The sequence below is a fragment of the Sphingobium ummariense RL-3 genome (assembly GCF_000447205.1).
Lineage (GTDB): Bacteria > Pseudomonadota > Alphaproteobacteria > Sphingomonadales > Sphingomonadaceae > Sphingobium > Sphingobium ummariense.
The window spans coordinates 45583-57032 of the sequence record NZ_AUWY01000058.1; the positions used below are offsets into that span (position 1 = coordinate 45583).

Sequence of the window (11450 nt, forward strand, 5' to 3'; positions counted from 1 at the left end):
GGCGACCGGCGATCCACGGTCCGGACATCTGTTTTGGATTTGCCTATCTGTTCTTCAGATGATTCTGTTGATGCGTGATCTTCGGCTTCCATTGTTATCGACGCCAGTGACGCCAACGACCGATGATTTCGTTCGAAAGCTTCAGCGCCCCGACACTTCCATGAAACTGAGGATGGTCGGCATATTCGTGTTTTCGCTGACGCTTCTCTTCAACATTTACCTATTCGTCTCGGAGTAACCCATGTCCCTTCTCCAAGCCTCCAAGGTCTACAAGCCGTTCGAATATCCCTGGGCCTATGAGTTCTGGAAGCGCCAGCAGCAGCTGCACTGGCTGCCGGAGGAAGTGCCGCTGGGCGAGGATTGCCGCGACTGGGCGCAGAAGCTGTCCGACCATGAGCGCAACCTGCTGACCCAGATCTTCCGCTTCTTCACCCAGGCGGACGTGGAGGTGCAGGACTGCTATCACGAAAAATATGGCCGCGTGTTCAAGCCGACCGAGATCAAGATGATGCTGACCGCGTTCAGCAACATGGAAACGGTCCACATCGCCGCCTATTCGCACCTGCTCGACACCATCGGCATGCCGGAGACCGAATATTCGGCCTTCCTCCAGTATAAGGAGATGAAGGACAAGCACGACTATCTCGCCCAGTTCGGCGTCGACACGGACGAGGACATCGCCAAGACGCTGGCCATGTTCGGCGGCTTCACCGAGGGGCTTCAGCTCTTCGCGTCCTTCGCGATGCTGATGAACTTCCCGCGCTTCAACAAGATGAAGGGCATGGGCCAGATCGTCACCTGGTCCGTCCGCGACGAGACGCTGCATTGCGAGGGCATCATCAAGCTGTTCCACACCTTCGTGAAGGAACGCGACTGCCTGACCGCGTCGGTCAAGGACGACATCATCGACATGTGCCACAAGACGGTGCGGATCGAGGACGCCTTCATCGACCTGGTGTTCGAAATGGGGCCGGTCCCCGGCATGACGCCCAAGGACATCAAGCGCTATGTCCGCTACATCGCCGACTGGCGGCTGGGGCAGCTGGGCCTGAAGCCCATCTACATGATCGACGAGCACCCGCTCCCCTGGCTCGCCCCGCTGCTGAACGGCGTCGAGCACGCCAATTTCTTCGAAACCCGCGCGACCGAATATTCGAAGGGCGCGACGCGCGGCCAGTGGAACGACGTGTGGGACGCCTTCGACCGCCGCCAGAAGATCAAGGGCGGCGCCGCGGCCAATGCGGACGAGGCCGACCCGGACATGTTCAAGGCAGCGGGCATCGCGGCGGAGTAGGGGGATAGTGGGTTCGCTTCATGTCGCCTTTGGGCTCTCAAATGGCTCCATATGATGGAAGATCAGTAGCCAATCTAATATTGGATTTGGGCGACCAGCATAAAGTAATTATAACTCAATTGAAGCTTCTTAAAATACTTTATTATTGCAATGGATGGTATTTAGCTACCCAGGGTTGTCGACTTATAAAACAAGATTTTGAGGCGTGGGACTACGGCCCAGTTATACGGGTGGTACGGAATGCATTTAAGGAATTTGGAAAGAACCCGATTACAACTAGAGCGAAGAAGTTAGATATATACACTGGCAATTATAATACGGTTCCTCAGGTGACTAATAATTTTGACGTAGATTTCATATCTAAGGTTTTCCAAGAATATCGGCATTTTGATGCTTGGAAACTGTCCGATATGACGCACGAAAGAGGGTCGCCTTGGGATCGCATTTGGAACTCTGAAATACCTCTCGGAAGGTTGGCGCTGAGATTAAGTGAAGATGACATTCGTGCTCATTTTGCGAACTTACCTGAGAAGTTTGTGGTGAACTGAGGAGGTTAAATTGTCGTCGATACGTAGTATAGACATAGTTGATATTGCTCGATCTCTTGGAGATGCACCGTTCCAAGCGACGCCTTCTTCAGTGGCTGATTGGTTGCTTTCAGAATATGGCGGCCGTAAGGGAGGAGGGTTTAATTATGATCCAGCCATCAATACAATTTGTGATGCATTTAGGGGCAAGCACTCTTTAGAGTCTGCGGTTCGTCATTGTCAAACGCACGGTAATCCTAAAGGTCGGAAGCAGAATGTAGAAGCTATCCGCACGTTGATGCCATATATATTAGAGAATACTTCCCTTTGCTATCGGATTGGCCTAACGGCGATAGCTATTGGTCGTTACGATGGTAAAACTGTTTATGCAAAAATTAAGGCGCCCCTGTTGCGAGTGAGGGGAGGAAAAGCCTTCATAGTTATGCCGGGATTGCGCTTGAGCTATATTCCGAGCGAAATTGCCATCGATTTTGCTTGCTCCGTGGCCCTGTCTATCTTTGCGCAAGATGATCACGAAGGTGCAGATTTCGAATACCTATATGCGGGGCCTGCACTCGGCTCGGCGCGCGATTTTCGCGCTATACACGGTAGAGATCGGTTTCGATTTACTGGAGATGCAATAGACCGTTTGTTGGACATCTATGTAAAGGGTGTGGCATTGGCGGAAGCTAGAGGGGCGGACACAAAGTCACCGATTCTCAACGGCTATCGGATTATTGATCCTCAGGCTCCGAGATTTTTCTAGGCCAATTAGGAATGCGGTTCCAACTGATGTTGCGGCATCACGTGTTACTTTTTAACTACCACCACCCTATATTCCGCCCCATGTTCGGCGTCCGCCTGTCCTCGCTTTTCACCAGCCGCTGGCTTGCGCTGCTCTGGGCGATGCTGGTGATCCTGACGGCGATCCAGTTCGTGGGAACCGGCGACAGGGACGACAGCGGCGCGGACGATGCGCAGCGCGCCGCCGCAAGCAGCCCCGCCGATCAGAAGGCCGCGATCAACAGCGTCTTCTGACGGAGCGTCCGGTCTCGCCTGCTTCCTGCCTCGTTGGTGCCCCTCCCCATCGACACCCGTCTCCTGGCCCCGCGATGAGCGTCGAAAGGCTGACGACCCCATGAACCGATTGTTTTGTTCCGTTCATGCAACGGACATGCAAATCGGTCGTTTTGCCTCCATCGGAAGGACAACCAAGGAAACTGAGGATGAAGTTCAGCCTGAAAGCCGCAATCGCGGCCCTTTCGCTCGGTGCCATGGCGCTCGGTTCGGCGCCCGCCGCCGCCGATCCGCCCCCCTGGGCAGGCCATGGCAAGCACGGCAATCCCGGCCACGGCCGCGGCGACTGGAAGCATGGCGGCAAGCATGACCGCTACGGTCGCCCCGGCCGCGTGGTGTACAACTATGACTGGAACCGGCCGGACCCGCGCTACGGCCGTTACTATCGCCCCGACCGCTATTATCGCGGTGGCTATGCGCCGATTCGCGTGACCCGTTCGACCCGCATCTATCGCGGCTATGACGATCGCTATTATTGCCGCCGTTCGGACGGCACGACCGGCCTGATCGTCGGCGCGGCGTTGGGCGGGCTGCTCGGCAGCCAGCTCGATCGGGGCCGTTCCAACATCGCGGGCATCCTGATCGGCGGCGGCGCAGGCGCATTGCTCGGCCGGGAGATCGACCGCGGCAGCCTCAACTGCCGCTAGGATCGATCGGCTTCGGGCCGATCAGCACCAGGGATGGCGACTGCCGTCCCAGTCACGGGCCAGTCCTTCGGCGACCAGCATGCCGCCGATCGACTGGCCCCCGCGCGTGACCACGCGCAATGTCCGGCCATAGCGATCCGTTTCCCGGTCGATGCTCTCCAGCGAGAAGGGACCGGCGTTGAGCAGCACATGCAGTCGCTCGGTCGCCCGGGCGCCGAGCGCGCCCTCGGCGGCGCAACGGGGGCCATGGGTCTCGGGCGTATCGATGTCTGCGATCCGGACCTTTTCGCCCCGGAACCAGAAGGTATCGCCGTCGACCACGCAGTTCGCCCCGCCGCCGCTGTGGCAGAGGCCGAAACGGGCGGAGAGCGTATCGGAGGAGGCGGAATGCATGGCCGCCGCCCCCGCACTTCCCGACCCGCCCTCCAGCCGGTCGCGCCAGTCCGGCCCGTACCACCCGACCAGCAGGCCGATGCACAGCATGTAGACGACCGCAGGCCCGCTCACGCCGGCCTTCCGCCTGTGCCTCGCTCTCCATCCCTTCGCCATCGCGCCACCATAGGGAACGGAACGCAAAAGGAAGGTTAAAGCCCGTCCGCCATCGTGCGGGAATGGAGCGATCCATTTTGACCGGGATCAAGGACGCGCCCGTGCCCGTCGCGCAGGCTTGCGTGATCAGCCAGGGAAATCATCCGCATGAACGCCGCCGCGCCACCCAGCCCCTATGTCCGTATCGGCGGAGATTCCGTCATCGGCGCGATCGTCGGTCGCTTCTACGATCTGGTCGAAAGCGATCCCGCCTACGCCGACTTGCGCGCCCTCCATGCCGCCGACCTGTCCGCCGTCCGTCATGGGCTCACCCGCTTCCTCGTCGGCTGGCTCGGCGGCCCGCGCGACTGGTTCGAACGCGGGCCGTGCATCATGTCGCTGCACCGTGCCTTCCCGATCACCCCCGCGCTGGCGGATCAGTGGGCGACGGCCATGACCTGCGCCATCGCGGGGGAGGAGGAGCTTGATCCCGCGCTTGGCGATGCCATGGCCGAGGCGCTCGGCCATATGGCGCGCGGGATGATCAACTTCGGCCTGCGGAACGACGCCGCGGCCTGACCTGCCGGCTATTCCGGGTCGTCGAGGTCGTCGGCATCCTCGGTATCGCCGTATATGTCCTCCTCGTCGTCCATCTGCGGTTCGCCCGTATAGGCATCCATGTCGATCCGGCCGGATCGGTTCATCGCGTTCATCTTCTCGACCAGATCCTCCATGTCCTCGGGGATCAGGCTTGCGGGATCGGACCGGCCGCCGCGTTCCGACTCCTCCGACAGATCGGTGGACCGCACCAGTGCGTCGCCACTCACGTCCTGGGCCTGAGAGCCCTCCTCGTTCTGTTCCAGATTCTCTTCGTCCTGCCTGTCGGGAATCGGTCGGTCCATCGTCTTTCTCCTGGCCTGCTGCCAGCCGCTCCAACGGCCGGCCGCGCCCGTCGTTCCCGACAAAGCGCTGGACAGCGGGGGCGGGCACGGGCAAAGGCGCTGGCGATCCTTTTCGCATTGCACAAAGGCGATCTTCATGTCCCGCCAGCTCATTTCCTCCGGCTCGCCCTTCGAGGCGCAGGTCGGTTATTCCCGCGCGCTCGTCCAGGGCGACTGGTGCTTCGTCGCCGGCACCACCGGCAGCGATCCCGACACGAAGGCGATGCCGGAGGGCTTCGTCGACCAGGCGGCCAATGCCCTCAAGACCATCGGCCGCGCGCTCGAGCAGGCCGGCTTCTCCTTTGCCGACGTCGTGCGCGTCACCTATTACATCACCGACCCCGCCTATTGGGACGATCTGGGGCAGGCCACCGCCCCCATCTTTGGCGACATACGGCCCGCCGCCACCTGCGTCGTCGCCGGCCTCATCAAGCCGGAGATGAAAGTCGAAATCGAAGTCACCGCCTTTAAAGGGTAACGCATCATGATCACCATGTACGGCATCAAGAACTGCGACACGATCAAGAAGGCACGCAATTTCCTCGATGGCGCCCGCGTCTCCTACGGCTTCCACGACTATAAGGTGTCGGGCATCGACGAGGACCGCCTGCGCGGCTGGGTGGCGGAACATGGCTGGGAAACGATTCTCAACCGTTCGGGCACCACGTTCAAGGCGCTGGACGCGGGCGACAAGGCGCATATCGACGCGGACAAGGCGGTGCTGCTGATGATGGCCAACCCCTCGATGATCAAGCGGCCGATCCTGGACGTGAAGGGCCGCACCGTGGTCGGGTTCAAGGCATCGACCTATGAGGCGGCGCTGGAGGGCAAGGCCGCATGATCCTGCGCGCGGCGCTCCGCTTCGCTCTTCTCCTTCTGGCGAGTGTTCTACCCATGGCCGCCGCGCATGCCGATCCCATCCTCATCGCCCATCGCGGCGCCAGTGGGGAGCGCCCCGAACATACGCTCGCCGGCTATGAACGCGCGATCGACCAGGGCGCCGACTATATCGAGCCGGATCTGGTACTGACGAAGGACGGCGTGCTCGTCGCCCGGCACGAAAATGAGATCGGCGGCACGACCGACGTCGCCGATCATCCGGAATTCGCCGACCGCAAGACCACGAAGACCATCGACGGTGTCGAGATGGCGGGCTGGTTCACCGAGGACTTCACCTTGGCGGAACTGCGCACGCTCCACGCCCGCGAGCGGCTGCCCGACCTGCGCTCCGCCAACAAGCGCTTCAACGACCTCTACCAGATCCCGACCTTCGAGGAGATATTGAAGCTGGTCCGCGCCAAGGAGGCGGAGACCGGCCGCCGCATCGGCATCTACCCCGAAACCAAGCATCCCAGCTATTTCGCCGGCATCGGCCTGCCGCACCAGGCGCCGCTGCTTGAGCTGCTCGGCCGCTACGGCTATGCGACGGAGGCCGACCCGGTCTTCATCCAGTCCTTCGAAGTCGGCAATCTGAAGGCGCTGCGCGCCGCCACCCGGCTCCGCCTCATCCAGCTGGTCGATGCGCAGGGCGGCCCGGCCGACGAGCCCGGCACCAGCTATGCCGATATGATGACGGTCGAGGGACTGGCCCATATCGCCGAATATGCCGACGGCCTTGGTCCCTCGGCCGCGATGGTGCTGGCGCCGGAAGGAGCGACCGGCCTGGTCGGCCGCGCCCATGATGCCGGGCTTCAGGTCCATGTCTGGACGCTGCGGATGGAGAACGTCTTTCTGCCCGCGGTCTATCAGCGCCCGGACAATGAACAGGGGCGGGGCGATTTCGCCGGCTATGTCCGCGCGATCGCCGCGACGGGTGTCGACGGCATCTTCAGCGATTTCCCGGGCCAGGCGAGGGCGGCGCTTTCGGCAAGGAATTGAGCGCGGCGAGCGGCTTGTCAAATGGACGGCGAGGGCGAATAACGGACCTATGCTGTCCCAGAAGACCCGTTACGCCATCCGCGCTCTCCAGCATCTCGCCGACCGTTACCGCCAGGGGCCCGTTCCCCTGAACGAGATCGCGACGCGGCAGAATATTCCCGCCAAGTTCCTCACCGTCATCCTCTCTGAACTCTCCCGCGAGGGGCTGGTGGCGACCCAGCGCGGGCGGGACGGGGGCTACTGGCTGGCGCTGGCGCCGGTGGATATCAGCTATGGCGACATCGTCCGCCTGACTCGGGGCTCGCTGGCGCTCACCCCCTGCGCCAGCCGCTTCGCGCACGAAACCTGCACCAATTGCCTGCCCGAATCGGAATGCCGCCTGCATCGCGTGATGCTGCGCGTGCGCGACGAGACCGCCAAGGTGCTGGACGGCATCAGCCTGGCGGAACCCTTCGCGACGGGGGATGCTGCCTGACGGGGGGCTGCGGACGCTAACCCATCGCCGTCATCCCAGCTTTCGCTGGGATGACGGGAAAGGCCGTCAGTCTTCGGCTCTCGCCCAAAGCCTTGCGCCGCCCGGACGCTTTCGCCACATCGGGGGCATGACCAATCCTCCGCTCAAGGCCGCCCTCATCCCCGTCACGCCGCTCCAGCAGAACTGCACCCTGCTCTGGTGCACGGAAACGATGCGCGGCGCCTTCGTCGATCCGGGCGGCGACCTGCCGCGCCTGAAGGCCGCGGCGCAGCAGCAGGGCGTCACCATCGAAAAGCTGCTCGTCACGCACGGCCATATCGACCATTGCGGCCAGGCGGGCATCCTTGCCAAGGAACTGGGCGTGCCGATCGAGGGGCCGCACGAGGCAGACCGCTTCTGGATCGCCAAGCTGGTCGAGGATGGCCGCAAATATGGCATTGACGGTCAGGTGTTCGAACCAGATCGCTGGCTGAAAGATGGCGACCAGGTGACCGTCGGTCGTCTCGTGCTGGACGTGCTGCACTGCCCCGGCCACACGCCGGGCCACGTCATTTTTCACCATGCGCCCAGCAAGCTCGCGATCGTCGGCGACGTTCTGTTCCAGGGATCGATCGGGCGCACCGACTTCCCGCTGGGCAATCATCAGGATCTGATCGACGCGATCACCGGCAAGCTGTGGCCGCTGGGCGGAGACACCGCCTTCGTGCCCGGCCACGGCCCGATGAGCAACTTTGCCCATGAGCGCCGGACCAACCCTTTCGTGGCCGACGCCGTGCTGCGCGCCTAGCCCATAGCGGCGAGGGCGGGCGGCGCCGGCACGGCCCGCGTGCCCTGATAGGCTGCGTAGAGTGCGGCGACCGCCAGGCCGGTCATGATGATCCATGTCAGCATTGCGCCGATCGCGCGCAGGGGCGCGGGCTTGTCCGCCTCCATCCCGAAGCCGTGCGCGATCCGCGCCGCCGCATAGGCCAGCGCCGCGATCCAGAGCCACAGCGACGCCCCTAGCGCCATCTCGACCAGTCCGAACAGGATCAGGACGATGGGCGTATATTCGACGAAATTGGCGTGCGCCCGCATCCGCCGAGCCAGCAGGGCGTCGCCGCCGTCGCCGTGCAGCACCTTGCCGTCGATTCGCTTGGCGGCGCAGCGGATCGCGAGCCAGAGGTTGAGAAAGGCGCAGGCGGCGGCGAGCGTCAGCGTGATCGGCAGCAGCATCGGACAATGTCCCCTTTGGTATCGCGGGCAGCATAGAGGGCGGGGGCAAGGGGGCAAGGAAGGACTTGCGCGTCCGGCAAAAAGCGCTATAGGCGCAGGGCTTCGCGATCACCCGGGCCGCATGGGTCTGCGGCGCCTGTGGCGTCGGCATCCCATCTGGAAACCGGCCAGTCGCATAACCAGTTTAGATTACGGAACAAGGTGCCGACATGGCTGTCCCCAAGAGGAAAACATCCCCGTCCCGCCGCGGCATGCGCCGCAGCCACGATGCGCTGAAGGTCGAAGCATATCAGGAATGCTCGAACTGCGGCGAACTGAAGCGTCCGCACAATCTGTGCGACGCCTGCGGCCATTATAACGGCCGCGAGATCGTTGCCGTCGGGGCCTGAGCGACTCCTCTCTCCGCAAAGGTGAGCCACTAGTGTCCAGCCAGCCGCGAATCGCAATCGACGCGATGGGCGGGGATGAAGGCGTGCGCGTGATGATGGCGGGGACCGCTCTGGCCCGTCGTCGTCACGAAGGGCTGCGCTTCCTCCTGTTCGGCGATCAGGCGCAGATCAAGGCGGCGCTGGACCATCACCCCAATTTGCGGGCGGCTTCCGAGATCATTCATTCTGATTCGGTCGTCGAGAGCACGGACAAGCCGTCCGCCGCGCTCCGCAAGAAGACCAGCTCGATGAACATGGCCATTGCGGCCGTGAAGGCGGGCGACGCCCGCGCGGCGGTGTCCGCCGGCAATACCGGCGCGCTGATGGCGACCGCCAAGCTCGCACTGCGCACTATGCCGGGCGTGGATCGACCAGCGCTCGCTGCGCTGTTGCCGACGCTGGGCGACAATGACACGATCATGCTGGACCTCGGCGCCAATACCGAGTGCGATGCCCGCAACCTCGTTCAGTTTGCCGTCATGGGCGCGGCCTATGCCCGCATCGCCTTCGACCTCGACCGGCCGCGCGTGCGGCTGATGAACATCGGCACCGAGGAGATGAAGGGCACGGAGGAGATCCGTGACGCGGCCGCTGTGCTGCGCGCGGCGGAAAGCCTGCCACTCTCCTTCGAGGGGTTCATCGAAGGCAACAAGATCGGCAGTGGCGAGGCCGACGTCATCGTCTGCGACGGCTTTTCGGGCAATGTTGCGCTCAAGACCGCGGAGGGCACGGCGAAGTTCGTGACCGACCTCCTGCGCAAGGCCTTCACCAGCTCCATCCGGTCCAAGCTCGGCTTCCTGATCTCCAGGCCCGCCATGCACCTGCTGCGGCATCATCTCGACCCCAACAACCATAATGGCGCGGTCTTCCTGGGCCTTAACGGCGTGGTGGTGAAGAGCCATGGTGGCGCCAATGACAAGGGCGTCGCCAATGCGGTGCATGTCGCCGCGCGGCTGGTGGAAGAGGACATCACCCGGCGCATCGCCGCCGACATGGCGGGGATCGAAAATCTCGCTGCCGTCGCATCCAAGCTGGAGCTGTCCGCCAAGTGATCCGTCGTTCGATTCTGCTGGGGACGGGCGCCGCGCTGCCCGCGCGCGTGGTCACCAATGCCGAACTGGCGGAGACGGTCGACACCAGCGACGAATGGATCGTGGAGCGGACGGGAATCCGCGCCCGCCATATTGCCGCGGAGGACGAAACGACCGCTTCGCTCGGCACCGCCGCGGCGCGGCAGGCGCTGGAGGCGGCGAACCTCGCGCCGCAGGACATCGACCTCATCATCCTTGCCACCGCCACGCCCGACCAGACCTTCCCGGCCAGCGCGACGCTGGTCCAGGCGGCGCTGGGCATCGACGACTGCGTCGCCTTCGACGTGGCGGCGGTCTGCTCGGGCTTCCTCTATGCCGTGACGGTGGCGGACAGCATGATCCGCTCGGGCGCCGCGCGCCACGCGCTGGTCATCGGTTCGGAAACCTTCAGCCGCATCCTAGACTGGGAGGATCGCGCGACCTGCGTCCTCTTCGGCGACGGCGCCGGTGCGGTCGTGCTGGGCGCGCAGGAGAGCGCGGACGGCGAGCGCGGAATCCTGGCGGCGAAGCTGCATGCCGACGGGCGCCATAACCAGCTCCTCTATGTCGATGGTGGCCCGTCCACCACCCGGACCGTCGGCAAGCTGCGGATGAAGGGGCAGGAGGTGTTCCGCCATGCCGTGGTCAACCTCGCCTCCGTCCTGACCGAGGTGATGACGGCGGCCGGCCTGTCCTCCCAGGACATCGACTGGCTGGTCCCGCACCAGGCCAATGCCCGCATCCTTGATGCGACCGCGCGCAAGCTGAAGCTATCGCCGGATAAGGTCATCGTGACCGTCGATCGTCATGCCAATACCTCTGCCGCCTCGGTGCCGCTGGCGCTCGATGTCGCGGTGCGGGACGGCAGGATCAAGCCCGGCGACGTGGTGGTGCTGGAGGCGATGGGCGGCGGCTTCACCTGGGGCGCCTGCGTCCTGCGCATCTAACGCGCCTGTCCCATGCGAAACCGCCGGAAAGCTTGCCGAATCGGCGCGAATGCATCACATTCTCCGTCGGTTACCGGAAGTGGTGCTCTTGGGGAGTGGGGGAAGCGATGACCGGCAATGGAACTTTGACTCGGGCGGATCTCGCGGAAAGCGTGAATCGCCATATCGGCCTGTCGCGTGCGGAAGCCGCGACCCTGGTCGAATCGATCCTGGAACATATGTCCGCCGCGCTGGAGCGGGGCGAGAATGTGAAGATTTCCAGCTTCGGTACCTTCGTCCTGCGCGACAAGACGCAGCGCATGGGACGTAACCCCAAGACCGGGGTGGAGGTGCCGATCGAACCGCGCCGCGTGCTCACCTTCCGCGCCAGCCAGACGATGCGCGACAAGGTCGCCTCGGTCTGAGCGGCAGAACGGCGCTTTT

The 11450-nt window shown here is 63.3% G+C and carries 18 protein-coding genes; 15 read left to right on the forward strand and 3 right to left on the reverse strand.

Annotated elements, in window-relative coordinates; translation table 11 throughout:
• Positions 1-241: 241 nt before the first annotated feature.
• The 5 genes from M529_RS32610 to M529_RS32620 all read left to right on the forward strand — a co-directional run bounded on the left by M529_RS32610 (position 242) and on the right by M529_RS32620 (position 3545).
• Entirely contained in the window at positions 242-1294 is a 1053-nt protein-coding gene (locus M529_RS32610) for a ribonucleotide-diphosphate reductase subunit beta (RefSeq protein WP_021317465.1), read from the forward strand.
• A gap of 20 nt (positions 1295-1314) precedes the next feature.
• Positions 1315-1842: a Panacea domain-containing protein gene (locus tag M529_RS48275; RefSeq protein WP_084490981.1), complete on the forward strand. Its 528-nt coding sequence runs from the start codon at positions 1315-1317 to the stop codon at positions 1840-1842.
• Between the two features lie 91 nt (positions 1843-1933).
• Positions 1934-2587 carry a hypothetical protein gene (locus M529_RS49135; protein WP_236617670.1) on the forward strand — a complete coding sequence of 218 codons (654 nt, stop codon included), beginning with the start codon at positions 1934-1936 and terminating at the stop codon, positions 2585-2587.
• Between the two features lie 80 nt (positions 2588-2667).
• Entirely contained in the window at positions 2668-2859 is a 192-nt protein-coding gene (locus tag M529_RS32615) for a hypothetical protein (RefSeq protein ID WP_021317467.1), read from the forward strand.
• 188 nt (positions 2860-3047) lie between these two features.
• A complete protein-coding gene (locus tag M529_RS32620; RefSeq protein ID WP_021317468.1) occupies positions 3048-3545 on the forward strand; it encodes a glycine zipper 2TM domain-containing protein in 498 nt (165 codons plus the stop codon).
• Positions 3546-3566: 21 nt separating this feature from the next.
• Here M529_RS32620 and M529_RS32625 read toward each other — a convergent pair whose 3' ends face one another.
• Complete coding sequence (locus tag M529_RS32625; RefSeq protein WP_174391617.1) at positions 3567-4094, reverse strand: thermonuclease family protein; 528 nt, start codon at positions 4092-4094, stop codon at positions 3567-3569.
• A 147-nt stretch (positions 4095-4241) separates the two neighbouring features.
• Here M529_RS32625 and M529_RS32630 point away from each other — a divergent pair, with 147 nt between their 5' ends.
• Positions 4242-4652, forward strand: a complete 411-nt coding sequence (locus M529_RS32630; protein WP_021317470.1) for a globin domain-containing protein — start codon at positions 4242-4244, stop codon at positions 4650-4652.
• A gap of 8 nt (positions 4653-4660) precedes the next feature.
• Here the strand turns inward: M529_RS32630 and M529_RS0124450 are convergent, their stop codons facing one another.
• Positions 4661-4975: a hypothetical protein gene (locus tag M529_RS0124450; RefSeq protein WP_031294797.1), complete on the reverse strand. Its 315-nt coding sequence runs from the start codon at positions 4973-4975 to the stop codon at positions 4661-4663.
• A gap of 136 nt (positions 4976-5111) precedes the next feature.
• Here M529_RS0124450 and M529_RS32635 point away from each other — a divergent pair, with 136 nt between their 5' ends.
• From M529_RS32635 to M529_RS32655, 5 genes are all read left to right on the forward strand, one after another.
• On the forward strand, positions 5112-5492 hold the full coding sequence (locus tag M529_RS32635) for a RidA family protein (RefSeq protein WP_021317472.1): 381 nt from the start codon (positions 5112-5114) through the stop codon (positions 5490-5492).
• Positions 5493-5498: 6 nt separating this feature from the next.
• Positions 5499-5855 carry an ArsC family reductase gene (locus M529_RS32640; RefSeq protein ID WP_021317473.1) on the forward strand — a complete coding sequence of 119 codons (357 nt, stop codon included), beginning with the start codon at positions 5499-5501 and terminating at the stop codon, positions 5853-5855.
• Positions 5852-6892 carry a glycerophosphodiester phosphodiesterase gene (locus M529_RS32645; protein ID WP_021317474.1) on the forward strand — a complete coding sequence of 347 codons (1041 nt, stop codon included), beginning with the start codon at positions 5852-5854 and terminating at the stop codon, positions 6890-6892. The genes M529_RS32640 and M529_RS32645 overlap by 4 nt, the downstream gene beginning before the upstream one ends.
• A 49-nt stretch (positions 6893-6941) precedes the next feature.
• Complete coding sequence (locus M529_RS32650) at positions 6942-7367, forward strand: RrF2 family transcriptional regulator (RefSeq protein ID WP_021317475.1); 426 nt, start codon at positions 6942-6944, stop codon at positions 7365-7367.
• 127 nt (positions 7368-7494) lie between these two features.
• Positions 7495-8154 (forward strand): MBL fold metallo-hydrolase, encoded by a 660-nt coding sequence (locus M529_RS32655; protein ID WP_021317476.1) that lies wholly within the window; start codon positions 7495-7497, stop codon positions 8152-8154.
• On the opposite strand, the gene M529_RS32660 is transcribed toward M529_RS32655, so the two are convergent.
• Complete coding sequence (locus M529_RS32660) at positions 8151-8582, reverse strand: MAPEG family protein (RefSeq protein ID WP_021317477.1); 432 nt, start codon at positions 8580-8582, stop codon at positions 8151-8153. The genes M529_RS32655 and M529_RS32660 overlap by 4 nt on opposite strands.
• A gap of 209 nt (positions 8583-8791) precedes the next feature.
• Between M529_RS32660 and rpmF the strand changes: the two genes are divergently transcribed.
• The 4 genes from rpmF (at position 8792) to ihfA (ending at position 11431) form a co-directional block, all read left to right on the forward strand.
• Complete coding sequence (gene rpmF, locus M529_RS0124455) at positions 8792-8971, forward strand: 50S ribosomal protein L32 (RefSeq protein ID WP_031294800.1); 180 nt, start codon at positions 8792-8794, stop codon at positions 8969-8971.
• A gap of 65 nt (positions 8972-9036) precedes the next feature.
• Complete coding sequence (gene plsX / locus M529_RS32665) at positions 9037-10062, forward strand: phosphate acyltransferase PlsX (RefSeq protein ID WP_031294802.1); 1026 nt, start codon at positions 9037-9039, stop codon at positions 10060-10062.
• Positions 10059-11027, forward strand: coding sequence for a beta-ketoacyl-ACP synthase III (locus tag M529_RS32670; RefSeq protein WP_021317480.1), 969 nt, complete (start codon positions 10059-10061; stop codon positions 11025-11027). Before plsX ends, M529_RS32670 begins: the two co-directional genes overlap by 4 nt.
• 107 nt (positions 11028-11134) lie before the next feature.
• A complete protein-coding gene (gene ihfA, locus M529_RS32675) occupies positions 11135-11431 on the forward strand; it encodes an integration host factor subunit alpha (RefSeq protein WP_021317481.1) in 297 nt (98 codons plus the stop codon).
• The last annotated feature ends 19 nt before the right edge of the window (positions 11432-11450 follow it).

Excerpts from the sequence above, each read along its gene's own strand:
- M529_RS32610 (WP_021317465.1), top strand. The coding sequence starts at position 242 with ATGTCCCTTCTCCAAGCCTCCAAGGTCTACAAGCCGTTCGAATATCCC.
- M529_RS48275 (WP_084490981.1), top strand. The coding sequence starts at position 1,315 with ATGTCGCCTTTGGGCTCTCAAATGGCTCCATATGATGGAAGATCAGTA.
- M529_RS32615 (WP_021317467.1), top strand. The coding sequence starts at position 2,668 with ATGTTCGGCGTCCGCCTGTCCTCGCTTTTCACCAGCCGCTGGCTTGCG.
- M529_RS32620 (WP_021317468.1), top strand. The coding sequence starts at position 3,048 with ATGAAGTTCAGCCTGAAAGCCGCAATCGCGGCCCTTTCGCTCGGTGCC.
- M529_RS32625 (WP_174391617.1), bottom strand. The coding sequence starts at position 4,094 with ATGGCGAAGGGATGGAGAGCGAGGCACAGGCGGAAGGCCGGCGTGAGC.
- M529_RS32630 (WP_021317470.1), top strand. The coding sequence starts at position 4,242 with ATGAACGCCGCCGCGCCACCCAGCCCCTATGTCCGTATCGGCGGAGAT.
- M529_RS0124450 (WP_031294797.1), bottom strand. The coding sequence starts at position 4,975 with ATGGACCGACCGATTCCCGACAGGCAGGACGAAGAGAATCTGGAACAG.
- M529_RS32635 (WP_021317472.1), top strand. The coding sequence starts at position 5,112 with ATGTCCCGCCAGCTCATTTCCTCCGGCTCGCCCTTCGAGGCGCAGGTC.
- M529_RS32640 (WP_021317473.1), top strand. The coding sequence starts at position 5,499 with ATGATCACCATGTACGGCATCAAGAACTGCGACACGATCAAGAAGGCA.
- M529_RS32645 (WP_021317474.1), top strand. The coding sequence starts at position 5,852 with ATGATCCTGCGCGCGGCGCTCCGCTTCGCTCTTCTCCTTCTGGCGAGT.
- M529_RS32650 (WP_021317475.1), top strand. The coding sequence starts at position 6,942 with ATGCTGTCCCAGAAGACCCGTTACGCCATCCGCGCTCTCCAGCATCTC.
- M529_RS32655 (WP_021317476.1), top strand. The coding sequence starts at position 7,495 with ATGACCAATCCTCCGCTCAAGGCCGCCCTCATCCCCGTCACGCCGCTC.
- M529_RS32660 (WP_021317477.1), bottom strand. The coding sequence starts at position 8,582 with ATGCTGCTGCCGATCACGCTGACGCTCGCCGCCGCCTGCGCCTTTCTC.
- rpmF (WP_031294800.1), top strand. The coding sequence starts at position 8,792 with ATGGCTGTCCCCAAGAGGAAAACATCCCCGTCCCGCCGCGGCATGCGC.
- plsX (WP_031294802.1), top strand. The coding sequence starts at position 9,037 with ATGGGCGGGGATGAAGGCGTGCGCGTGATGATGGCGGGGACCGCTCTG.
- ihfA (WP_021317481.1), top strand. The coding sequence starts at position 11,135 with ATGACCGGCAATGGAACTTTGACTCGGGCGGATCTCGCGGAAAGCGTG.